This is a genomic window from uncultured Rummeliibacillus sp., assembly GCF_934216135.1.
GTDB lineage: Bacteria > Bacillota > Bacilli > Bacillales_A > Planococcaceae > Rummeliibacillus.
On record NZ_CAKQBI010000032.1, the window covers coordinates 1 to 22,198 of the forward strand.

General features: G+C 32.2%; 25 protein-coding genes, 1 pseudogene and 1 other annotated feature. Of the genes and pseudogenes, 4 read left to right on the top strand and 22 right to left on the bottom strand.

Going from position 1 to position 22,198, the window contains the following annotated elements; genetic code table 11:
• Positions 1-286: 286 nt before the first annotated feature.
• Positions 287-826 (top strand): sigma-70 family RNA polymerase sigma factor, encoded by a 540-nt coding sequence (locus Q0977_RS15290; RefSeq protein WP_299515506.1) that lies wholly within the window; start codon positions 287-289, stop codon positions 824-826.
• An 11-nt stretch (positions 827-837) separates the two neighbouring features.
• Positions 838-1,830, top strand: a complete 993-nt coding sequence (locus tag Q0977_RS15295; protein ID WP_299515508.1) for a DUF4179 domain-containing protein — start codon at positions 838-840, stop codon at positions 1,828-1,830.
• 174 nt (positions 1,831-2,004) lie between these two features.
• Here Q0977_RS15295 and Q0977_RS15300 read toward each other — a convergent pair whose 3' ends face one another.
• The 16 genes and pseudogenes from Q0977_RS15300 to Q0977_RS15375 form a co-directional block, all read right to left on the bottom strand.
• Positions 2,005-2,745, bottom strand: a complete 741-nt coding sequence (locus tag Q0977_RS15300) for an arylamine N-acetyltransferase (protein ID WP_299515510.1) — start codon at positions 2,743-2,745, stop codon at positions 2,005-2,007.
• A 217-nt stretch (positions 2,746-2,962) separates the two neighbouring features.
• Positions 2,963-3,454: a GNAT family N-acetyltransferase gene (locus Q0977_RS15305; protein WP_299515512.1), complete on the bottom strand. Its 492-nt coding sequence runs from the start codon at positions 3,452-3,454 to the stop codon at positions 2,963-2,965.
• 396 nt (positions 3,455-3,850) lie between these two features.
• A complete protein-coding gene (locus Q0977_RS15310) occupies positions 3,851-4,891 on the bottom strand; it encodes a DUF1835 domain-containing protein (protein WP_299515514.1) in 1,041 nt (346 codons plus the stop codon).
• Positions 4,892-5,045: 154 nt separating this feature from the next.
• Positions 5,046-5,498 (bottom strand): GNAT family N-acetyltransferase, encoded by a 453-nt coding sequence (locus Q0977_RS15315; RefSeq protein ID WP_124218115.1) that lies wholly within the window; start codon positions 5,496-5,498, stop codon positions 5,046-5,048.
• A gap of 168 nt (positions 5,499-5,666) precedes the next feature.
• Complete coding sequence (locus Q0977_RS15320; protein WP_119416539.1) at positions 5,667-5,891, bottom strand: helix-turn-helix transcriptional regulator; 225 nt, start codon at positions 5,889-5,891, stop codon at positions 5,667-5,669.
• A 12-nt stretch (positions 5,892-5,903) separates the two neighbouring features.
• Positions 5,904-6,437 (bottom strand): DUF2975 domain-containing protein, encoded by a 534-nt coding sequence (locus Q0977_RS15325; RefSeq protein ID WP_299515517.1) that lies wholly within the window; start codon positions 6,435-6,437, stop codon positions 5,904-5,906.
• A 238-nt stretch (positions 6,438-6,675) separates the two neighbouring features.
• Positions 6,676-6,942 (bottom strand): hypothetical protein, encoded by a 267-nt coding sequence (locus tag Q0977_RS15330; protein WP_119416541.1) that lies wholly within the window; start codon positions 6,940-6,942, stop codon positions 6,676-6,678.
• 252 nt (positions 6,943-7,194) lie between these two features.
• Positions 7,195-8,043 (bottom strand): alpha/beta fold hydrolase, encoded by an 849-nt coding sequence (locus tag Q0977_RS15335; RefSeq protein WP_299515522.1) that lies wholly within the window; start codon positions 8,041-8,043, stop codon positions 7,195-7,197.
• 179 nt (positions 8,044-8,222) lie between these two features.
• Positions 8,223-9,449, bottom strand: coding sequence for an MFS transporter (locus Q0977_RS15340; RefSeq protein ID WP_299515524.1), 1,227 nt, complete (start codon positions 9,447-9,449; stop codon positions 8,223-8,225).
• Positions 9,450-9,509: 60 nt separating this feature from the next.
• Positions 9,510-9,773, bottom strand: a binding site (T-box leader).
• 75 nt (positions 9,774-9,848) lie between these two features.
• Positions 9,849-10,451, bottom strand: a complete 603-nt coding sequence (locus Q0977_RS15345; protein WP_119416543.1) for a hypothetical protein — start codon at positions 10,449-10,451, stop codon at positions 9,849-9,851.
• A 78-nt stretch (positions 10,452-10,529) separates the two neighbouring features.
• Positions 10,530-10,952, bottom strand: coding sequence for a VOC family protein (locus tag Q0977_RS15350; RefSeq protein ID WP_367269484.1), 423 nt, complete (start codon positions 10,950-10,952; stop codon positions 10,530-10,532).
• Positions 10,953-11,251: 299 nt separating this feature from the next.
• Positions 11,252-12,847 (bottom strand): hypothetical protein, encoded by a 1,596-nt coding sequence (locus tag Q0977_RS15355; RefSeq protein WP_299515527.1) that lies wholly within the window; start codon positions 12,845-12,847, stop codon positions 11,252-11,254.
• A 12-nt stretch (positions 12,848-12,859) separates the two neighbouring features.
• Entirely contained in the window at positions 12,860-13,732 is an 873-nt protein-coding gene (locus Q0977_RS15360; RefSeq protein ID WP_119416546.1) for a DNA polymerase III subunit gamma/tau, read from the bottom strand.
• A gap of 37 nt (positions 13,733-13,769) precedes the next feature.
• Entirely contained in the window at positions 13,770-14,750 is a 981-nt protein-coding gene (locus tag Q0977_RS15365) for a YafY family protein (RefSeq protein WP_119416547.1), read from the bottom strand.
• 588 nt (positions 14,751-15,338) lie between these two features.
• A pseudogene (locus Q0977_RS15370) lies at positions 15,339-15,563 on the bottom strand (GNAT family N-acetyltransferase); the annotation flags it as partial.
• 8 nt (positions 15,564-15,571) lie between these two features.
• Entirely contained in the window at positions 15,572-16,057 is a 486-nt protein-coding gene (locus Q0977_RS15375; protein WP_299515530.1) for a PaaI family thioesterase, read from the bottom strand.
• 285 nt (positions 16,058-16,342) lie between these two features.
• Here Q0977_RS15375 and Q0977_RS15380 point away from each other — a divergent pair, with 285 nt between their 5' ends.
• Positions 16,343-16,852 carry a hypothetical protein gene (locus Q0977_RS15380; RefSeq protein ID WP_299515532.1) on the top strand — a complete coding sequence of 170 codons (510 nt, stop codon included), beginning with the start codon at positions 16,343-16,345 and terminating at the stop codon, positions 16,850-16,852.
• Between the two features lie 180 nt (positions 16,853-17,032).
• On the opposite strand, the gene Q0977_RS15385 is transcribed toward Q0977_RS15380, so the two are convergent.
• From Q0977_RS15385 to Q0977_RS15395, 3 genes are all read right to left on the bottom strand, one after another.
• Complete coding sequence (locus tag Q0977_RS15385) at positions 17,033-17,356, bottom strand: hypothetical protein (RefSeq protein WP_119417381.1); 324 nt, start codon at positions 17,354-17,356, stop codon at positions 17,033-17,035.
• The gene (locus tag Q0977_RS15390; protein ID WP_158582431.1) at positions 17,356-17,517 is read right to left on the bottom strand and encodes a hypothetical protein; all 162 of its coding nucleotides are present in this window, start codon (positions 17,515-17,517) and stop codon (positions 17,356-17,358) included. The genes Q0977_RS15385 and Q0977_RS15390 overlap by 1 nt, the downstream gene beginning before the upstream one ends.
• A 509-nt stretch (positions 17,518-18,026) precedes the next feature.
• A complete protein-coding gene (locus Q0977_RS15395; RefSeq protein ID WP_299515538.1) occupies positions 18,027-18,587 on the bottom strand; it encodes a hypothetical protein in 561 nt (186 codons plus the stop codon).
• 410 nt (positions 18,588-18,997) lie between these two features.
• On the opposite strand from Q0977_RS15395, the gene Q0977_RS15400 reads away from it, so the two are divergent.
• A complete protein-coding gene (locus Q0977_RS15400) occupies positions 18,998-19,591 on the top strand; it encodes a hypothetical protein (RefSeq protein WP_299515540.1) in 594 nt (197 codons plus the stop codon).
• 572 nt (positions 19,592-20,163) lie between these two features.
• Here the strand turns inward: Q0977_RS15400 and Q0977_RS18290 are convergent.
• From Q0977_RS18290 to Q0977_RS15415, 3 genes are all read right to left on the bottom strand, one after another.
• A complete protein-coding gene (locus Q0977_RS18290; RefSeq protein ID WP_367269485.1) occupies positions 20,164-20,247 on the bottom strand; it encodes a putative holin-like toxin in 84 nt (27 codons plus the stop codon).
• A 394-nt stretch (positions 20,248-20,641) separates the two neighbouring features.
• A complete protein-coding gene (locus Q0977_RS15405) occupies positions 20,642-21,004 on the bottom strand; it encodes a DUF3139 domain-containing protein (protein ID WP_299515542.1) in 363 nt (120 codons plus the stop codon).
• A gap of 726 nt (positions 21,005-21,730) precedes the next feature.
• Positions 21,731-22,162: an NUDIX domain-containing protein gene (locus Q0977_RS15415; protein ID WP_299515544.1), complete on the bottom strand. Its 432-nt coding sequence runs from the start codon at positions 22,160-22,162 to the stop codon at positions 21,731-21,733.
• Positions 22,163-22,198: the final 36 nt, after the last annotated feature.

Below are 22,198 nucleotides of genomic sequence, written 5' to 3' on the forward strand. Positions count from 1 at the left end.
TGAGCTTCAGGTGTTGAATGGCTTAATAATTTCCAATTTCAATAATTTTTATGATTGACATTTCACCCCTGGGCTTATAAAATATCATTTTTGCATAAAACATTTCAAAAATTAAACGTAAAATAATTCCAATTTGTTAATATATATTTACTTCGTATTTTAAATTATAAGGAAAATAACCTAATTACTAGAAATTCAGTCAATCTTTTTTTCTTTTGTGATAGATTTATTGTATTTATTTCGTAATACATAGTAGGTACCAATATTTATAGTGAGGGGTGAACATTTGAAAATCACAGAGAACAATGTTGTACAACACATACAGAAGAAAAATGAAAAAGCTATTCCTTTTATTATTAATCAGTATGGTGGTTTACTTACAGCGATTATTAAACGCCATTTAAATTACCAGCAGCAAGATTATGAAGAATGCCTTGATGATGTTTTGTTATCAATATGGAATAATATCCATTCCTTTGATCCTACGAAAAATTCATTTAAACAATGGATTGCAGCGATTGCAAAGTATAAAGCAATTGATTATCAAAGAAGACAAATCACCATACAAAATAAGCAATTTTCAGTTTCAGATATTGATGAATCTATGATAAAAGGAAAACAATCATCAGAAGAAATCTATGTTGAGGAACTCCTTGAGCAACTGTCAGCTAGTGAACGTAAAATCTTTGAAAAATACTATTTAGAAGGTACCCCTTCAAGTGAAATAGCAAAAGAATTTGATGCAAAAGAGTCTTGGGTTTACAACAAGCTTTCCAGAGGACGTAAAAAGCTTAAAAGTATTTTAGTTCAAAAAAATGAAGTGTGAGGAGTGAGAATATGTCTATTTATAAGGATTTAAATGAGATGAATATTGATTTGGAAGAATATGAAGAACAAAACCTTACAAACTTCGAAAAAAAGAAATGGGAAAAGCGGATATTAAAAAAAATAAGAAAAGAAAAGCCATCTCACGTAAAGAAATATTTAGGAGTTACAGCATCAGCGGCTATTCTAGCAACAGGGATTTCAATTAGTACAGGTACGGTATCTATAGCGGATATGCCTTTTGTTGGTGAAGCTATTGAAAAGTATCTAAATTCAAATGAAGAAATTGACTATTCCTCATATAAAACTGAAATAGGAGAAACAGCTGAAAACGAGTATGGTAAATTTACATTGAACGAAGTCATGATTGATGGTGGGCGATTATTAATCAGTTCCACTTTCGAACCAGCAAAGGGGGTTGAATTTAATGATAAAATGAACCCATTACCAAAAGTAATGATCAATGGTCAAAATCTAACCTCAACTACAGGCGGCCAATCTATAGAGTTAAATGACTCCATGTATACTATTTACAATGATGTTGAACTTACAGAAATTCCAATTGGTGAAACTATTCGCTTTCATATTGAGTTCAATGACCTAGACTTTGAAATGCCTATAGACAACCCTTGGGTCTTTGACATTGAAGTGCCAACTGAAAAGTTAGCAAAAGCAAGCAAAACCATTACATTCAATAAAGTAATAAATCTTGGGAATGAGCAATCTATTAAAATAAAGAAAATGATTGTAACACCAATATCAACGGTGCTCTATTATGACTGGCCAGAGCAAGCAAATCATATTGCTTTTAAAATAGTAAGTGAATCTGGAACTGAAATATTACCTGACAATAGCGCGATTACTGGTGAAGGCTCTTATAACAGATACCCATCAATTGATTTAACAGCAGAGAAATATTATTTAGTACCTTATGAGTACTCACCAAACCACCATGCAACTAAACCAGGTAAAGTGCCAGAAAAATCTATACCAATCAATCCTTAATATTATGCGGAGTGTAACATTATTACCCATTCTAATCTTCTCAAAAAAAGTCAGTTCTAATATATATAGAACTGACTTTTTGTATATATTCAACTTTCCTAACTCTAAAATTTTATTATTTAGTAACGTAAATTCCCCTAAATATCTAAATGTCTTTTTACACTTCATCTTGCATTACTGATAAAAATAATCCTTTTTAACTTGTTGCTTTTCAATATCTGTTAAAACTTGGTTCTTCTTTTCGCCATTTTTCATAATAACTAAATTATTTTCTGATAGAGTCACCGTGCCATCTTCGGTACATTTTGTTAATAATGCACGCTTATTAAACATAGAGTCTTCACTTTGCTCGATAATTTGCTGCGAAATCCGTAACTGATCCCAAGTGATACTTTCTCGTTTAAAACGATATGCTAACTTAAATTGTTCGTAACGATAACTGCGTTTCATATACAGTTCATCATCAATTATTTTATATTCACCATTCGTTGAAGATACGACTTGACCATCTAATGGGACAGGTATTAACGGTATATTGTTTCCAAAACCTGCATCGATTAAATAGGCATGTCCTTGCTCCTCTAATAATATGACAGTGTGTGTGTAGCCTGTTTTTGAAAATGCTTGGCGTGTTTCTTCATATATAACTGCAGAAATCAACTTCACATTTAGATGATTCTCTCGTAGTACCTCATATAATAACGTATTTATTTCATAGCAAAGTCCACCACGACGATTCGTTAAAAGTTTCTCTGCAATCGTCTCTAGTGAAAGTGGCTTCGTCGTTTGATCCATAACATCTAAATTTTCAAAAGGAATGTACTTCGCAATATGGCGTAATATTATGGGCATATGTTTCAAATCTATCGTTGTATTTTCTAAATGAATTCTCTCTAAAAAACTGTTTGTTAACATGCTTTCACCTACTCTATGTTTCTATATGTCAGGCCATCAGTCTTTTAGCTATACTGATTCCTCCATTTATTTTACACTTTTTAATACGCATTCACTAACAGGAGAATGGACATACGTTCATAAGCAAGTAATATGGTGGTGTTTAATTTTGTGGTCTTTTTGTACTTTTTTAAAACCTTGTATTTCTAAAGCCTCTGTTAGTTGTTCAAAAAGTCATTTACTCTTCGTAAATTCTATACACCATTGTAATAGATGTTCCTGATACTGCATAATCTTCAAAACCCAGTTTCTTATAAATATGAACTGCATCTCTATTTTCAGGGTCTACACTTAGGGAAATGGATTTATATCCTTCGCAGATTGCTTGATGAATTATCTTTTTCATTAACAACGTTCCTACTCCCATTCCCCTTGCTTCTTCAATAACTGCTATTCCTAATTCAGGAGTATTATTGTCTACATAACCATATCCCTTATTAGATTCGTTAAACAATCGATACCAGACAGCACCTACTGGTTGGTTATTCGTATTTATTGCTATTAATGCTTTATCCCCTTTTCTCCCCCAATTTTCATGATATTTCTTTATATGTGCTGAGTTTATCAAATCCTCTTTGTTTGGTTTATTTTGAGGAATATGAATAGATTCATAGAGCATATCCGTAAAAAAATCAAGTTCACCTTTTTCAAGATTTCTGATTAGAACCACTGTTTATCCACCCCATTGGTTAAATTAAATTTCTATTTGAGAATGCTTGCTAATAATAATATGCAAAGATGGTTACTTTAATCGTGCATGAACAACCATTGAAATTGGTCGGTGTATTCAAAAACTTGGATATCAATTCTTATTCCATTTTTCATGTCATTTGGACCAATAGCTGAGCGATTCATTCCCGAAGATATAAACAAAGATCCGTTTTATATTACGCTAACCGTTATATTTAGTGTTCTTTTTCTAATAGTGCTATTTTATGTTATGTTCAGAAATGGGAAAAAGAGTTCTGCTTCATAAGACAGTAAACATTCTCTACTAATGATGAAACCTCCATCCTTTAAATGGAGGTTTTGTATTGATTCGTAAATAATAATCCCTAGCATATGATTATCGAACTTTAATACTGTAATATCGCATTGCCTTTGTAACACCTTCTATGTCAAATATGCCATCGGCGACTAAACGTTTGATGCGATATTCTATAAATTCATCGCCAACATATTGATCTAAATGACCGATTACTTCACCGATTATTCTAGCTGATTTTATAAATTCGTTTTGTTTATTCTTCTTATGGAACTTCTTAACTGTATTGATGATATTCTCGTCGTAATAAGTTTCAGGAACGCTAATGATTTTATTATTTCCCCAGATTCTTAAAACTTCTTTATCCTGACACAGCTGTTCCCATTGCTGTTCAAATACTTTACGTTCGGTTTGCGTTAGTGCATGATCATTTTTCTCATTTTCATAAATTTGTTTTAATTGTTCAAATGAGAGTTCCCCCATATGTTGTGGCGTAAAGTCACTTTCAGTTGTATCAAAATTCTTTTTATATGCTTCGTTTGTATTAATGATCAAGATATCGTTCGTTTTTTCTTTTAATAAATATAGAACTAGTCTTAAACCTGTTTGCTCGTGTGCATTTTCTCCAGCCCAAATAATAATAGGTTGGTGACTTGAAATTTGTTCAATTTCTAAAATAGTCTGCATAAACTTAGCTAGATAGTTGGTGAGCACATCACCTTCACTATTTAAATGTGTTCGTAACCATTCATGCCTATTAACAATACCTTGTAATTCATGTACTTTCCAAACAGGACCTATTGAAAATAAATCTGAAAAAGTGATGATTTTTTCTTTTTGATTGATTCCTAACTCTTTTAAAACCAATTTCAAGCTACCAGTTGGTGCATCGCCAAATACGATATGAGTAGTATCAAACTGTGTGTGTTTTTCGCCCATTGCATGATTTTCCCGGTCTTCTAACAGGGCGTTATATGTATTTTTTATGTCTAAGAAGAATTGCTGTTCTGAATAATCTTTTCGATTTTCAACAGCTTGCATACGGAAAAAGAATTGAAATAATAAGGATTTCAATTCTTTTTCATCTAAATTATTTATCGTGTCTTTCATCTCATTAAACAATTTGCCAACCCCTTTTCAGGAAATCCTACCATGAAGTACACTAACATCTAGTGGATAAACAGTTATCTTAACTTTTTTCCTATCTTAGATTTCCCATAACCTCCACAACCCTTATATGTATTACATTTATCTTTATTCATTCGTATTAGCTGTTTTATTTTGGAAGAAAATATTCCATATAAATATCATTTTCTTTAAAGCCAATTTTCTTATATAAAGGCTTACCCATTTCCGAAGAAATTAAAAATATGTGTTGAACCTCTCTACTTTGAGCTTCTTTTAATGTTTCATTTACTAATTGCTTAGCGATTCCTTTACCTCTATAATCCGGATGTGTATACATATTCAAAATATAGCCTCTAATACCTGTTGGGTTAAAATAGCTTGGTGGAAATGAAATAAATTGAATAGCTCCTGTTGCAATAACTTTATTATCCTCTTCTACTAGCCATTGTACATATTGATGTGATGTAAGCTGGTTTTCAAAAAAGGTATTTAATTCTTCATCAATGTTAGAAGAAACTATTTGTCCTTCCTCAATCAATAATTGCTTACGTAAATCGATGATCCATTCTAAATCATCTAATGTCGCCAATCGAAAATTCATCTTATTCACCTTCCCTGGTATACGATAGATTCTTTTATTATATAACAATATTTACTTTAATTGTAAGTAAAATAAAGCTAAACAGTTGAAAAGGTTCCCAAACCATGGTTTAGAAACCTTTAACTTAGACTGTTTAATCTATAAACCTACCCATTCTCTTTGAACTAATTACACTTCTTCGCTATACTCCGTTTTCTCATCATATTCAAGTATGTCACCAGGTTGGCAATGTAATGTCCGACAGATTTTTTCTAATGTGTCAAAGCGTATACCACGTGCTTTACCTGTTTTGAGTATCGATAAATTTGCTTGGGTAATTCCGATTTTTTCTGCTAATACTTTTGAGGAAACTTTTCTTTCTAACATGACTCGATCTAGATTAACTTTTATCATAGCAACTCCCACTTATATCACGTTGTTCGAATCGTCTTGCAAAGATATGCCGTGTTTAAATACGACATAAAGCGTATACACAATGGCTAATAAGAGAATGTTCCCAACTAGGTCTGAAGCAGAATTAGAAAAAACATTACTGACATTGTACGCATGTAGTTTCGCAAAGAACACCTGGCTTATAAACTGTAAAATGGTAATGCTAGTAATTGAGATTAGAATTAGTTTGAGGTACGTAAGGTTTTGGGGTACAAAGAAGTTTTGTTTATAAATATTACCAATCATTTTGCGTAGCGCGTGCATAATGATAAACAAACAAGCAATGATTAAAAATGCAACTAAGCTAGAAAGTACTAAAACCATTGTTATGTTTACATTTGTGTTTAAATCTAGATACTGTAATAATTGATTTTTGACGTCGTTCGGTACAAACAACAAAGCTACAGTTGCAAATAGCAGCACTAATCCAGCAAACGCAAAGACAACTTGAAGAAACACAGTTACAATTGACAAACATTTTAAAACAATCTTAGTAAAAAGATTCACCAGTTATCGCCTCCTTCACTTAATTAAAATAATTTACTTTATTATTATAAAACAACAGGGCGTTATTGTAAAACAATAATTGATTATTGTGAAACAATAAGAACGCGTAAATATGGTTAAGATCACGCATAGTATTCATTTGAATAAAAAATTTTCAAAGGCTAAAGAAACTTTGAGCCATTTCTTATCACAAAAATCTTTTTAGCGCATTAAAATGGTTACCTCTTTCATATTCAATTTAAAAATTAAGTAAAACATAGTAATTTGCAAATATATAAGCAATATTTAACCCTATGGCAGTGATTGATTTGATGAAAGATTCTTTTAACACAATTGCGCCTATTCCTAAAAGAGCTCCACAAAATGTAACCATTGGCGGTAAAAAGAAGATACCAATACTTAAAGTTTGAAAAATAATACCATCAAAATAGGCAGCTAAAAAGCTAATTATACTAAATGTTACATTGAAGACTACACATAAAAATGACAATTTATATACTGGCAATGGAGTTCCCCCTTGTAACTAAAATGTTATAAGAAGCACTTTCAAAAGTTACAAGCCTATTAAATAGTTGAACAGCTATAGAAAGCACTACTTTTTCCATCCTTTTATTTGAGATTTCAATAATTCTCAGAGCATAATTGTATATACTCAACTATCGTTTATTGGCGTAAAAAATCTGGAACCGTCTACTTGGAGAAATAAGAACATAAGCGTAACATAACACCCATTTCCAAACTTTCCCTTGGAGACCTCTTATATACTATGCGTTCTAATAGTCCCTTTTACAAAATCATTGAATTTTTCTTCTTCTTCAACAAATGGATGGTGATTGGATTGTTCAAAGACCGTTAACTTAGATGTGGGAATTAGATTTGCAATTTCGTAACTAAATTCAATCGGACATTGCGCGTCATATTTTCCGCCAAATACATATGTATCAATATTTATAGATGGGAGCAGATTTCGAATATCAAATGATTTTACTGCGACTTTTCTAAAATAGTCTAAAGCGCGACCTATTGTACGACCGCTATTTGGAAGTGTTTGGGCATATTTTAATTTTTCTTCATTTTTAAACGACATCATCCCCCACTCAAATGACAATTCCCTTCGTTCCTCTTGTACTGTATTTGAATTATTTAACGCTTCCATAATTTCAATTATTCGATTAAAGTTTTTGTTTTCCGGACAGTAAATACTCTTAGCATGACTCGCGTATGCTTTACTTGCTGCACTACAACCACATATCAATTTTGTTAAAGACTGTTTTTTTGAAGCAGCATATTGTAATGCAAGCATGCCACCTGTTGAATGTCCAGCAAAAGCCCATTTTGGTATATGTAACGCTTCACGAATTGCTTCCAAATCCAATATAATTTCTTCTAATTTCATTTGATCATCTACTTCAATAGTCGGTGAATTGCCTGCTCCTCTGACATTGATTAAAAATACTTGATAATGCTCTGTAAATGGATTAGCAAACCAATTGCCATTCTCATTAAAGGCCATGTAAAAGTGTGTAATAGCAAGAGGCTCTCCTTTTCCCTTCACAAAGTATTCGAAAGCCCCTCTTGATGTTTCTATTATCTTTTGTTTCCACATAGAAGACACATCCTTTTTATTGTCATATTCAAATAAATATAGTGTTGCTATATCCGCATTCTTATTTAAAAATTCGACAATCGTATATGAATACCTTTAAATAATGCGATTAAGGCTAAATGGTTAGATGCTACCCAAAAAAGGCTCGCCAATCACTTAATCGGTCAAGCCTTTTCTGATTAACTGTTTAAAGAAGAAGCAGCTTTTTTAAAGAATTCCCTCCGTTTTACACCGGATACAACTTTCAATGCCAATAACCCTAATAAAAAGAAAGCAAATGATCCGACTAACCCCACTGGACGGATTGAAGTTAGTTCAGCTGCTAAACCGATTAAAACTGTTACAGCCACGATAAAACCTGCTTCCATGACACTAAAGAGACTTTCGAATCTTCCCATCATCCTTACAGGAACATGATTTTGGTAGAAAGTCAAATACCCTGTATTCGCAAACGTTACAGCAAATCCTATTAAAAATACGCCAGCCGCTGCACTATAAAAGCCGCTCGAACTATAAAATACTAGATAACCGATTGAGGTGAAAATGGTACCAGCACCTATTAAAAGATGAACCTCAAGTTGCTTTGAAAATATGGAATTAATCATTGATCCGATAATTATGCCAGCTCCAAAAACGCTTAGTAAAAACCCATAATTAGTATCTGATATTGATAGAACACCTTTCGCAAATGCTGCCTCGACAGAATCGATTGCAGTCATGAATATCGTAATTCCACTAAACAATAAATAGATCTTTGTCACAAAGGCATTGCCCTTACTAAAATTAACAACAACCCGAAAATCATTTTTTATCAAATCCCATGTAACTCTATCCCCTTCTTTCTCTTTAACACTCTCATCAACATTTGGCAGCAACCTTATAATCAGTGCCGAAATAAACAAAGCCACTGCATTCACATAGATAGCTGTATAAGGTGTCCCCATCCAAAATAACATCCCAGCAATAGCCGGACCTAGTAGTGAACCACAAGAATTGATAAAACTACGGAGTGCATTAAAACGTTGCCGATCTTCTTCAGGTATTAGTTTCGTCATATACACCATAGATGTAGGTTGAAAAATCGCACTTGCTATATTAATGACAAACGCTAGTATATAAACATAAATAAGCGAAGGCAAAAATGGAATAATCGCAATACATATTGCTCGAAATACGTCTATTCCCATCATCAGTCGCCGTGTATTTAGCCGATCGATGAAACTACCTGCCCAGGTATTCGTACATACAGTTGCAATTGGACCTAGAATATATAACAAAGCAATTGCAAGTGGAGAAGCTGTTTCATTTAATATGATTAAATTGAGTGCGATATGGTAAACCCATGCACCCACATTTGAAATGCCTATTCCCCCTAATAAGATTAAAGGATACTTCCATCTGAACATAACACCACTCCCATTTTATTTTTTAAAACAAAATAAAAAACTCACCCCCAAGATCGTAATCTTGAGGACGAGTCATATCGCGGTGCCACCCCAGTTCGTTTCTACATTGCTGCAGAAACCTTATCGAGTACGGCTATGCATTTAAATTGCATGCGATACTCGATCTCTTTAACGTGAGAACACGTTGCATCATCATTGTTCCAACAAACAAATCCTATGCACAGCTCCAAGACTTGTTTCAACACACTTCCTATCCCTCTTTTTCACCATCCAGAGGTCTCTGTAGATCATCCGTATGTTTACTCTTCTTTTCATCGCGTTTTTATAGATTTTTGTAATTTTATCCTATTTCGAATTTAAATTCAATCATTACTTTCAAACATAGTATGTATCAACATTTTATTTATCATTTGATTTCCGTTCAAATAAATACGCACCAACAGCAAAAAATACCACAATTAGCATGATAAAGAAAACCATTAAATAATCATTTGACACCAGGTTTATTAACACTGAGCCACCAGCCGAAAGTAAAAAACAACCTGTAAAAAAATACTTAAACAATTTGGATTGCTGGCGAAACCCGATTAAGGCCCCTACGCCTGTTGTTATTATCGTGAACCAAAAAAGGACAGTATCATTCGATATTTCTAAATACATCAGTATATTAAATAGTACGATCCACCATGAAGCTAATACCGGATATCGATATTTCATATACAATGGCATCAAAACCAATCCAAACAGCAAACTAAACAAAATGATAAAGATGGTTGGCATTAGCAAATATAATATAGAGTTAATCGTAAATAAACCGGCAGTTGTTAAGAAAAAAAGTCCGAATCCTCTTGAACTATACCGCTTCCATCCTTGAATAGCCAAAGCAAATAAACCTAGGATCAATAAGGCAAATAACCATTCGATTCCCTCCCATTGCCCTGACAATTGATACAATAGGATATTACCCAAAACAGCCACAACATATATCAAGAATTCCTTCATTCCGGTCCCCCTATTTTAAGCTATAATTCTATTTCAGTTTATTTTTTAAATATGATATTCTCCTCTAATAAGTAAGTTCTAAATCCCTTGATTATTACGAAGTTCAATAATGGTTCCTTCTGGTGCTATTAATTTACATAGGTCGCCATTTTCGACATGGTAAATAATTTCTTCATTTTTTCTTATAAAATTACATTTCATTCTTTGCAAACGTTCGACTTCGAATTCTAGATCTTCTACCCAAATACAAAAATGAACAAGACCTTCACTGTTTGAATTGACCGGTGTTAATATTTCATGTTGTTTGCCTGTCTGAAGTTCAATATAAAAAGCACCTAGCTTTAACCAAGTATTAAATTCACGCCCATGAAAATTAGGAGATTCTTGAACAACTTCAAACCCCAAACCTTTCGTATAAAATTCAATTGTTTCTACATATGAATTTGTCTGTATACATAGATAATGTACGTAACTATTTTTCTTTACTATCCCCCCATAAATGCGTCATTTTGAGAAGTCACTATTGCATTTTGAATTTATCAAATTATCAGATTTATGAATATGTATTATTACTATATCTATGTCATTATTACTAAAAAAACATGTAAATTTCCTTTCAAAATATTATATTGAGTCAAAAGAAGAAACATCTTCATATAGTCTAGAACCAAAAGATTTGATGCAATTACTTAGCTAACATTCAAATAGGTCTTACTGTTGTTTTAATACAAAATCCCCCAGTAGCTTCATTCTACTGAGGGATTCTTTTAATAGTATCATTCTAATTTATGGTAATAAAGTTATGAATTAAAGAAATCCAAAATATCCTTATCCGTTTTAAGAATTTCATCTTCATTTACATTTAAAGCAGCTGCTAACTTTTGTGAATTTTTAAAACGATTATTTGAATCTAAGTTCAAATCGTATGCCTTGTTGGTTAATATATGCAATTCTTCGTACTCATTATAAATTTTTTGAAGAACGTCTTTATAGGCATCGTCAATCTCTGAAATAGCTTCGGTATATTTTTCTTTTAAGACTTCAACAGGTACAACGGTATAATATGCTGTTTCTTTCATCTTTAGTTTGACCTTTTGGATAATTGACCTAAAATTATCCATTGCATAAATAACTGTTACAGAAACAATTCCAGTTAAACCCCCACCTAATATCCCACCGATTAATGATGCGAATGGAGCAAGTGGAATTACCGTCATCAAATAGTTTATAAATGCTTCGGTAATTATTACACCAACTGATGTAATAACAGCTGCTACAATAACTTTTGAGCCCTCGTAAATAGCTTGTTTACGTGTCATATTATTAGGAGGAGCTATAATCATTCTTATTGCTTGAATTAAACTATTAGTCCCTTCAGTTAAAATCTTTACAATATTTTTTGATGTTGTGAAGAATGTATTAATGATTACAGTCATTAAATTACTGACAAATCCACTTATAAATCCTTCTGTATATCCTACAAAGACTTTTTTTAACGATTGAATAGATAATGCTCTTTTTTTAACATTTTGACATGCTTTTTTAAAAGCATTCATTCTTTCTGTATTTGACTCAAATGTATTGAATTGTTTAAAGTATGTGCTCATCTCTGAGAAAAATGCATTTTGAAATTCATAAAGAAAAATACCGATTGCTTGACGCATTGCCATTTGCTTTCCTTGTCGAATACCTGTTTCTTTAATATTTTTCTTGTAATATGCTTTCTTAGCATCCTTTATACTTTTCTCCACGTGTTGTTTTGCAGTATTATATTTATCTTTAGCCATTTGTTCGTCAATATTAAAGCGATCTTTGTTCTTTACATCGCTATGTTTAGAACTAGTAGACTCCATCCATTCCATTAAATCATGTTCGCCTTTAGATTGGTTCATACTTCCTTCTGCCCAAGTAAGATTCTTTTGATCAACCGCCATAGATCCTCTTTGCTCATCTGACATATAAAGTCTAGCTTCGTCATTTTTATGGATTGTTGCTGCGGAGATAATATGATCTTTATGAGCACGACCATCTTTTTTTAGTTCTTTACCAGTATATCCGTCGTAGATGTGCTTATTTTCTTGAAACTCTTTCTTTCTATTTTTACTAAAATCTTTTTCATATATATTTTTTCGAGTTTCTTTATTATAAGGATTCTTAAAACGTCTTTCATCTTCCTGATTGGCAAATACATTATTCCTCGCATTATGTAAAGTAGTGACATTACCTCCATCTTTTAAATCTACAAGATTGCGTAATCCAAATTGTTGTAACATTGTTGTTATTACAATTTCCTTATATTGTTCTAATAATTCCGCAGTCATCTTAGGAGACTCTTCTGGTAATGCGTTTAACGCCTCCATATATTGCGATTCTAGATAGTCCGTAAACGTTACCAAATCATCCAGCTCCTAACCTTCTGCACCAATTGAACGATTTAATAATCGTGAAGCAGATTTCATATTGTTAACTAATGTACCTAAATTAGTGATTATTTGTGAATTAGTTTGAGCTATAACTTTAAAATCATAATCATATTGTTTTACACTTTCGCTTATTACTTCCAATAAGATACCTAATCTTTCTCGTGTATACACAGTTTCCTCTTTAGTTTTAACTATTTCCGCTTTTGTACCTTCTAAAACTTTAATAGCTTTTCGAATTTCTTTTGCTTTTTCTAGTGCTTCATTACCAGCTTTTTTATTTTTACTATTTGCAAGTATACCAGCTGTTGCAATAGCACCACCTCCTATTGCCCAACCAAGTGGACCAGCAAGTGCTAAAAATGATGATCCTGCTGCAATTCCACCACCTCCAGCAGTAAGTGCTCCTCCTCCTAACCAAGCTAAAGCTGCGTTAGTTGCCGCGGCACCTGACAATGCAGAAATTGCAGTTCCTGTAGAAGCAGTCCCAAATGTTGTTGCAATTGCCAACGCAGCTGACGGACCTAAAGCCGCAACTCCTGCTCCTACAGCTACACCAGCCCCTGCACCTAATGCATTTTTCTTTAATGCTAGATCTACCTCTTTCTCAATTTCTAACACTGTATTTTCGAATTTTTTATATTGGATTTGAATTTCTTTAACGTCCGTTTCCATATCAAATGGTTTGTTTTTAATCTTATTTACGAAATCCAAAGTTTCCTCAATTGTCTTTTTTAAAGAAAGACGTTGATTTAATAAATTCTCAGAAGTAGTTACTATTTGTTTTTGTGTTTCTTCATAATTTTGATAAGCAGCTTTGTACTCTGCGATAGATTCTTTTTTAAATTGTTTTTTAAACATTTAAAACACCTCGTCGTCATTTTTTATCTTCATTCAATTAACTGTATTGGTTTAACATTCTCTTCACAACATGTTTCATTTCTTCTCTTAAATCCTTGGGTTCTAAAACTTCTACATATTCGCCTTGACTTAATAACCACATCTTAATCCCATTTCCATATACTTCTGCTTCAAAAGTGATGCCTCGCTCATTTTCAGATAAAACATGAGCTGTGGGAAGTCTATCGAGAACAGCTTGAGGAGATGGGCCATTAAATCTAAATTTTATCTTTGTTAATGCACCAGTTTGCATAAATTGAATACGTTTCCGAAATTCCCCTTCTTGAAAACGCTCATTATATGGTAATTGAAAATGTTCATCCATTGTCTGATAAGAGAGAATACGATCTATTCGATATACTGTTGGATAATCCAGCTCAAAATCTACTTGAAATGCAATCAAGTAAAAATAATACTCTGAAAAAATTAGACCAACAGGTTTTAGTTTTCTAACTCTTTCACTTTTTCCCAATTCTTTTTTGTAATGAATTTTAATCGTTCGTTTTGTATGTATTGCAAACGCGATTTCCCAAAGTGTTGCAAACAAGGATTTCTTATGTTGTAAATCAACATATAAGTATTTTTCATTAAGGATTAATTTTTTAATCAGATCTCGATCAGTAGGTAAAGCTAAATTAGTGATTTTGTCTAGTAACCTCTCCATCTCTTCTTTTGGAAATGCTCTAGATTCAATTAAAATTTTTGTAATCGCTAATATTTCCTCTTTAAGTAAGAATGCTTCAGATTCAGAATCTATTTTGTAAATTTTTCTCTTATGATCATATTCTAAATACTGATTAGTTTTAGATAATTCAAGAAAAGACCTTATACTTTCTAGATCCCGTTGAATCGTTTTTTCTCCCACACCAAAATTATCCGCTTCTGATTTTTTCGAAAGAGTATGTCCGTTGCATAAGCGGTCATACATTGATAGAATCCTACTAACTTGCGTTTCTCTAGATTGTTTGCTGCAGTTCATTATTGCCCCCCTTTCTTATCATTTATTTGTTAGCTTTACAAATTTAATATACAAAAATAATTGGACATATTATGTACATCGAAGAAGGTTTCTAAAAGTTTTCCTCTATTTTTTCGTAAGAACCCATATTTCATAAGTTTTTTGGACTTATAATCAATTTCAACGAATCCAATATGCATGAATTATTTCAATGATAAATAATACCCAATAACATTATATTACAATTTATCTATCGTTGTTTATTTTTAAGCTAAATTTTCTTTTTATATCCTTTTTTATAGTTATTTATAATCAATAAAAATCCCCTTTTATACCTCTAAAAATTAGATAAAAGATGTAGATTAGTTAAAATAATTTGTAAAGTACGGAGGGAATTCAAATTCAATTAATAGTGATAGGGGACTATAACGATGTAAAACTACAGTGACGAAGTTGATAAAAATATTGAAGATCAAAAGTATCCAAAAACAACTGAAGTAAGTACTAAAAGAAGTAAAGAGTTATATGATTCATTACAAGCATTATCAGGGCCAATGGAATTTAAAAAAGCTGCCGCCTGCAAAATACAGACAGCAGCTACACTTTATTATCAGTAAATTGATCTTTACTTGCACCTATAAGAATCCAGCCTAATAATTTATCATTCTCTGTTGCAATTAAATAGTAGCTTTCTTTTTCTAATAATGGTTGGATAAGATTTTTGGCCTTTTCAATTGTAGGTGTTATTTCTCCCAATGTCCCATCAAATATAGCTTGCGGAGAAAGTGAAATAATCTCTTGTAATTCAGCGTTATTTGGTTTTCGAATATCCATAACTAAAATCACTCCTTCCTAAACGTCTTTGGCATTAAAACAGCTACGACCTCCCCAGTCACAACAAGGTCGTCTCCTGCAAATACTTCTGTGTAGACTTTATATTTTTTTTGATGGATTTCTTCTACTGTTCCAATCGCTTTTAGTGGTTCTCCAATAGGTGTTGGATGTTTGAAATCAACTTTTAGAGATTTTGTCACAAATCTTGGCGGATTTACACCATCTCCGACTTTATGTCCATTCTTTCGGTGTAGATACAAAGAGGCTGATCCAGCTCCATGACAGTCAATAAAGGACGCTAATAAGCCCACGTATACAAAGCCAGGTATTCCACCTGTATGCTCGGGGCGTGGTGTATAAATGGTTATCGTTTTTTCACCAAACCAACCTGTTCGAAGATGGTATCCATCCTCATTTAACCTACCGCATCCATAACACCAAGCAAACTCATCAGGGTAATCATCTTGAATCGCTCTCAGCACTTTTTCCTCCATCTAAAAACCCCCTAATTGAATAGTTATAGCGTATTTCTTACTACTAGTTGAGAAGAATAATTTAAACAATATATTCTTTATACTCTTTATCTAGTATATGATTTACATTTATATATATTTTGAATATAGCAAATAATTAGATTAATATATATTTTTTCCACCACTATATCTCATCATAATATTCCTATCAAAAATAAGTTTTAATATATTTCTGTGTGAAATTAATAAAACCTTTTTGGGGAATAATATCACTGGATTTTTAAAAAGAATTAGGAGGTGTTATTTGTGAAAAAAGTGGGGTTATTATTTCTCTTTGTTTTTTGTTTTGGGGTACCACATATGAATGCAAATGGTGAAGATTTAGAAAAGATTTATCTTGATGGTGGTTATAAAGAGACGAATCGAGCTCTTAACGAGGCAAATACTTTTTTTAGGGAAAGTATTTTATTGCCGACTCGATTACCAGAGGTTGTGTTTACTCATACTTTTGCTAGATTTACTACTATAGCATCTCCGAAATTGGAAATTAGTTTTTTAAATGAAAATTCAGGAGAAACACATTACAAAATATTTGTTACTTCCCTAAAATATAAACAAGAATTTCAAAATGAGAAAAGTGCTAGTAGAATGAAATTAAAAGACGGAAGTGAAGCAATTTATATAATTAAAGAAAACTTTAGCTTACTGATATTTGAAAAGAATAAATTTCAATATACTTTAATGATGGATAAGATACATCCTGAAAAAGTTACAAAAAAGGATTTAATACAAATAGCAAATTCATTTAAAGAGTAGCACTCGCTGCTCTTTTTTATTTTGACCGACTTTTTGTGATAGTTCCTCAAAAAGAAGGGAGAAATGGTATTAGAAGAAACCCACTTGGAGTTTATCTGAAAAATTAATATACGTATTGCTAATTGAAACCAGCCTTTGTAATAGTTGCAATAAAATAAGAGTCCACATAAATGCAGACTCTTAAGTAGAATGGAAATTATTGAATAATGCAGTTAATTTCGCAAATTCAGTTGGTTCTAATATACCTATTTTAACATATGTATTAGTCACAGGAATTATATTATAAAAATCATATTGTGCATACGAATTAGAATCTAATCCTGAACCATTAATATCGATAATCTTTTCTCTATAAGGAAAATCCTCAGTTGGCCCTGAATGAGTCACCTTAATCGCTATTGCGTTTTCTTGATAAACTTGCATTATAATAACAGGACGGTAAGAACTTCCCCGCCCTGGAGGTTCAAAATCAAAATTTAATTTGAAAACATCCCCTGGTTGCATCAGTCATTAATCCACCTATCATAATTAGGATCACCCTTACTAACATGGAATTTTCCATTCTTATCTGGCTTCATTTTTAATTCATTTTTAGAAAATAAACTTAAATCAATTGAAGAAGCAATTTCTTTATTTTTTTCTTGTTTAGTTAATGTAGACTGCACCTTTTTCCTCCTCCTTTTCATTTGCATATACCACCTTTTTTGATTAATATACCATTAGTATATGCAAAACATTTACTTTCTATCATTATTTTCCACCATTTTACATTGATTATATAATTATGTCAATTTAAAAATATATTAGACAACCATTCTAGATATTAAATTACTAATTAGAAGCATCGATTTCATGTATGTTTTCCTATACTTAATACCCGGATGTCGAATATTTAAACGAAGAAAATAACATACATTTAAACTTAAATTCAAAAACCCAAAGTAGCATCATTCTACTGAGGGTTTGTTCTAATACCCCACACTTCTTCACTTGTAGAGTGCATCTCGCAATCGAAATGCTGGTGTGGTTTAGCTAATCGCTAGGTCCCTGTATAAAAGGAACCTAACCAACTACTCTTTATTTACCTTCGCATACTATCTTTCTCGACTAACACGATTATTGATGTCTATTTTTTATTAAAGAACCCGTTAGTAAAACCAACAAATTCATTGATTCACTGCTTCTTCATTGTTAGCAATAAACCGTCTTCATCTCCATATTGGAATCGACCAATTTTCCCTTCTTCTTTTGTAGAGAAAATTACTTCACCTGATACATTTGCCGTCTTTTCTTCCTCATCATTTTTCTGATAACCTACCGTTGCTACAAAGGTATAGAGATTGGACATTTTTTCGCCTTGCTTAATTGCGATGTCCTTAACCCTTAACTTGTATCCCGAGTGGTATGCAGTACTTTGATATGTCGTCCCAAATGCATTTAGAAAGGTGTCGAGGTAAGAATCTACAAAGTAAGGTCCGTATACCTCCATAACATACTTATCTAACTCTTTGTTCTCTTCTTTACCATTCACAACAGTCTTATATTTAGGGTTCCATAATAGATCCATAAATGCCTCATCTGGACCAGTAAACTGAAGCTCAAGAACTTTTTTAATTACCCCTAAGTTTGCGTCTTCTGCATCAGACTTGGAACAAGCAGATATTAAAAACAATGACATCATCAACACCAAACTTAAAAACATAATCCGTTTTGTTTTGTTAAATTTTTTGAACATCACAGCACCCCTTTCTAATGGTAGTACGCTTGTAATCAATCTATTAAAGAGTCAGATTAATAGATTTTATTATTGAAATAACCTGTTGTATTAGTTTAAGTGTACTTCACAACCTTATTTTAATTTTAACATATATATCCATATTAGTGTAATTTAGTTTGATAAGATGCAAAAGGTATGTGCCCAAAACTAAGTTCGTGGTTAAACAAATAAAAAAGATGTTTGGTTAAGAAAAAATGAATCCGTAAACAAAGTGAAATGGCACTTTTTTAAAAGCGCAAATATAGGTAAAATTGGTGCTAGTAAACCATTATTAAAGTATTTAAAAGACAATAAAATCCCATACGAAATACATAATAAATAAAGGAGAGATAATTATGACATACCCTTGGATGGCACCTCCATTTGAAATGAAACCTTTTGAAGAGATGAATAAAAAGGAAGCTAAACAACATTTTGAATGGTATATCTCACAAATACCAGAGCGTATAGAAGTATTAAAGGAATTAACTGAACATAAAATATCCCTTGATTATTCAAAAGAATCACTAATTCCTTTATTTGCTTGGTATTTATCACAGATAACAATTTATAAACTATCTGATAAAGAAATAGATGCTGAATTGGAAGATTTGCGTCAATATCCAGACTTTGTTTATGAAGATGAAAAAGAAAGTTTATTAGCAAATCCAGTAGAATTAAAAAAAGAAGATTATGCTTTAGCAATGGATATTGCCATTTATTATGCAGAAACTATTATTAAAAATTATCCTCAAGTAAAATGGACATTTTTCACTAAACCAAAATCTCATCCCCATTTAAATAAGCCTATTCTTTCTTGTGAGGATGATAAAATATTTTATGAAAGAAATCCAAGAAGATTATTAAAAATCAACATTGAATATATAAAAGAGAATGATATTGAAAATACAGCTTTATATGATGATTTTTTAAGGGATTCTTCTAGAATTCTTGGTGAAGACGATGATAAAGATGAAGACTAATAAAATATCTAATCCACTTTTTCCCCAAAAAAATTATTCTAAAAAACAAACCCCCAAGTAGCTTATACTACTGAGGGTTTGTTCTAATACTCGCACTCTACTTGTAAGATCTCGCAATCGAGATGCTGGTGTGGTTTAACTAATAGCTAGGTCCTTGTAAAAGGTGGAACATTACTTATATATATCCACATCAGTATAATTTATTTTAAGCATCTCTTTTCACTATAAATCAACCTTTCACTTTAAAACAGCCACTTTTTTAACAAACTAGAATTATAATGATTCCTAAAACAGGGATAAATACTTGCTTAAACATAACCCACTAATTGTTTTGGCATCTGGCACCTGGTATTTCATAGTTATTTCCATGACTAGCACCATCACAATATCCACAAATATGTTTAACTTGAAAATATATCATCCCCCACGTATACTGAAGTTATTAAAAGCATAAATTAAAAAGACCGCCGATGTTATCCCATCGAACGGTCAAAATGATAGTTGATTCCTTTAAGGGGATTGGCTCTAAAATGGTAAAAATAACCCATCTGAGGTCCTAACTCAAGGATGGGTTATTTTTTATGATTAAATGACAGAATTGCAATGACTAACGTTGCAAACGAGATTGCAAACATTAATGCTTCAAATACTGTCATGGCATCACCCCCTTTCTTAGCGGGAGTGAGCCAACCACCCTTGAGTATCAGCTATCTAATATATCATACCAAACATTTGTTCTTATCGAAAGTTTAATAATACTATATTTAAATTACCTTGCTCCATAGAAAAAGCTGTTTAAACGATCCACTATTGATGAATAGAAACTTGCACATATATTTCTACCATACTTCCTGCACTTTTACATACTCTTTATGCATTTGATCGTCCTCGCTTATACAGATACTCATATGAAGCTCAACCCTCTCATGATTTTCTCTCTGCAAATATGAAGTTCCCTTAGTTTTTACCTTCTGTAGGAATGACATCATGGATATAATATTTCTTTTACATACAAAACCCCCAGTAGCTTCAACCTACTGAGGGTTTCTTCTAATAGCCGCATTGGACACTTTCCGAATGCAGATATAAGTCGTTTTCTGTACTTCCTGACCAGCCTGTTTGGAATACTTTTCCTTTTCTTACGTTGTAAAAGTATCTTGCTTTTGGTTCGTCGTTGAAAACCACTTTTACCGTCCACTCGTTTTTGTGTGATAAGAAAATGCCAGGGATAGAATGTTCGACCGTGATACTTTTCATATCACTTTTATAATATTCTTGGTTTACCATTAAATAATCTAATGCTTCGTCATATATCTGTTGTTTACCAAAATGAACATAGATTGTGAATGCTAATATGATAATTAGGACAATAGCTGCTGTTATGAACAACATCAAGCCTTTTTTTAACGCCATATGTCCACCTTCCGATTTTCATTATAAAGATTTATATGATGAGAGATCTTCATCATTTTTCACTTTATTTTATCAAAAGATTGGGTGTTTGTCATATTTGTGATGATGAAATTCTACAACTCTTTCAAAAGAAAAAACTTTCTTCCCTGGTGCTTTGAAACAACTGGATAATCTTAAATAATTGGTCCTACCCCGCTTTTAAAACAATTCCAAAAGGTCGTCAAATTTCTCTATCACGTAATCATAGTCAGTGACATTTCCAAAGCCGTACTTGGCGAAAACAAATGGTATACCTGCATACCTAGACGCCTTTAAATCGCCTTCTGTGTCTCCTATATAGACAGGACTTAAAAGGTTGTTTCTTTCCATGATCAATTTCCGTCCAGATCAAAAATGATGCTATCCATATGTATGTCCCTCTTTCACTAGCTGCTTCTTTAAATAAACTTTGAGCTTTTCCTTACTGTATTGTTTCACAATCGCGCTCGATTGTTGAATAACAAAAAATGACCCCAAATGGGAATATGCTCTAAATTATCATACTATCTCCAACCACGTGACTACTTTTCAATGTGGTATAACCCTTAATTTGAAAGTGTAATATTACTTTTGCAAAATTCAAAAGAAAACCCAAGATATGTTGTTTTCATAGCATTTCTTGGATTATTGTGTCATCTCAAACTTTTATCTGAGAACGGTTTATGTATAAAACTTTTTACTTTATTATTAAATATTTAAATACTGTTTTATTAAGTATAAATGATGTTCATGAAAGAGATGCTTTTCTAAATAATTTAAATCGACCCAGCGCATTGTTTCTTTCTCAACTGGCTCTGTTATCTTTTCTAGTAGCTCACAAACATATAAAGATCCAATATTATGTTGAGAATCAAAAGGATATTTTTCAGAAACCCAGTGTCTTTCAGCTTTACCTATAAGCTCAACGATTTGGATTTCATGACCTGTTTCCTCAATGCTCTCTCTCAATAATGCACGTTCAGGAGATTCCTCTCCTTCAACCCCTCCACCAACTAAAAATAAATTCCCATCCGAATCTTCTACACATAAAAATTGTTGGTGGTCATTTCGAATGAGAGCATATGCTCCAGTTCTTTTCCAATAATTTAAAGCATAATTACTTTTACCAAAAGTTTTCATTATTATCCTCCCAATTGGAATCTAAGGAAAATATTA

Excerpts from the sequence above, each read along its gene's own strand:
- Q0977_RS15385 (WP_119417381.1), bottom strand. The coding sequence starts at position 17,356 with ATGCAACCAGGGGATGTTTTCAAATTAAATTTTGATTTTGAACCTCCA.
- Q0977_RS15400 (WP_299515540.1), top strand. The coding sequence starts at position 18,998 with ATGAAACCTTTTGAAGAGATGAATAAAAAGGAAGCTAAACAACATTTT.
- Q0977_RS15340 (WP_299515524.1), bottom strand. The coding sequence starts at position 9,449 with ATGTTCAGATGGAAGTATCCTTTAATCTTATTAGGGGGAATAGGCATT.
- Q0977_RS15405 (WP_299515542.1), bottom strand. The coding sequence starts at position 21,004 with ATGGCGTTAAAAAAAGGCTTGATGTTGTTCATAACAGCAGCTATTGTC.
- Q0977_RS15320 (WP_119416539.1), bottom strand. The coding sequence starts at position 5,891 with ATGATAAAAGTTAATCTAGATCGAGTCATGTTAGAAAGAAAAGTTTCC.
- Q0977_RS15365 (WP_119416547.1), bottom strand. The coding sequence starts at position 14,750 with ATGAACTGCAGCAAACAATCTAGAGAAACGCAAGTTAGTAGGATTCTA.
- Q0977_RS15345 (WP_119416543.1), bottom strand. The coding sequence starts at position 10,451 with ATGAAGGAATTCTTGATATATGTTGTGGCTGTTTTGGGTAATATCCTA.
- Q0977_RS15295 (WP_299515508.1), top strand. The coding sequence starts at position 838 with ATGTCTATTTATAAGGATTTAAATGAGATGAATATTGATTTGGAAGAA.
- Q0977_RS15395 (WP_299515538.1), bottom strand. The coding sequence starts at position 18,587 with ATGTTCAAAAAATTTAACAAAACAAAACGGATTATGTTTTTAAGTTTG.
- Q0977_RS15315 (WP_124218115.1), bottom strand. The coding sequence starts at position 5,498 with ATGAATTTTCGATTGGCGACATTAGATGATTTAGAATGGATCATCGAT.
- Q0977_RS15335 (WP_299515522.1), bottom strand. The coding sequence starts at position 8,043 with ATGTGGAAACAAAAGATAATAGAAACATCAAGAGGGGCTTTCGAATAC.
- Q0977_RS15415 (WP_299515544.1), bottom strand. The coding sequence starts at position 22,162 with ATGAAAACTTTTGGTAAAAGTAATTATGCTTTAAATTATTGGAAAAGA.
- Q0977_RS15375 (WP_299515530.1), bottom strand. The coding sequence starts at position 16,057 with ATGGAGGAAAAAGTGCTGAGAGCGATTCAAGATGATTACCCTGATGAG.
- Q0977_RS15360 (WP_119416546.1), bottom strand. The coding sequence starts at position 13,732 with ATGTTTAAAAAACAATTTAAAAAAGAATCTATCGCAGAGTACAAAGCT.
- Q0977_RS18290 (WP_367269485.1), bottom strand. The coding sequence starts at position 20,247 with ATGACAGTATTTGAAGCATTAATGTTTGCAATCTCGTTTGCAACGTTA.
- Q0977_RS15300 (WP_299515510.1), bottom strand. The coding sequence starts at position 2,745 with ATGTTAACAAACAGTTTTTTAGAGAGAATTCATTTAGAAAATACAACG.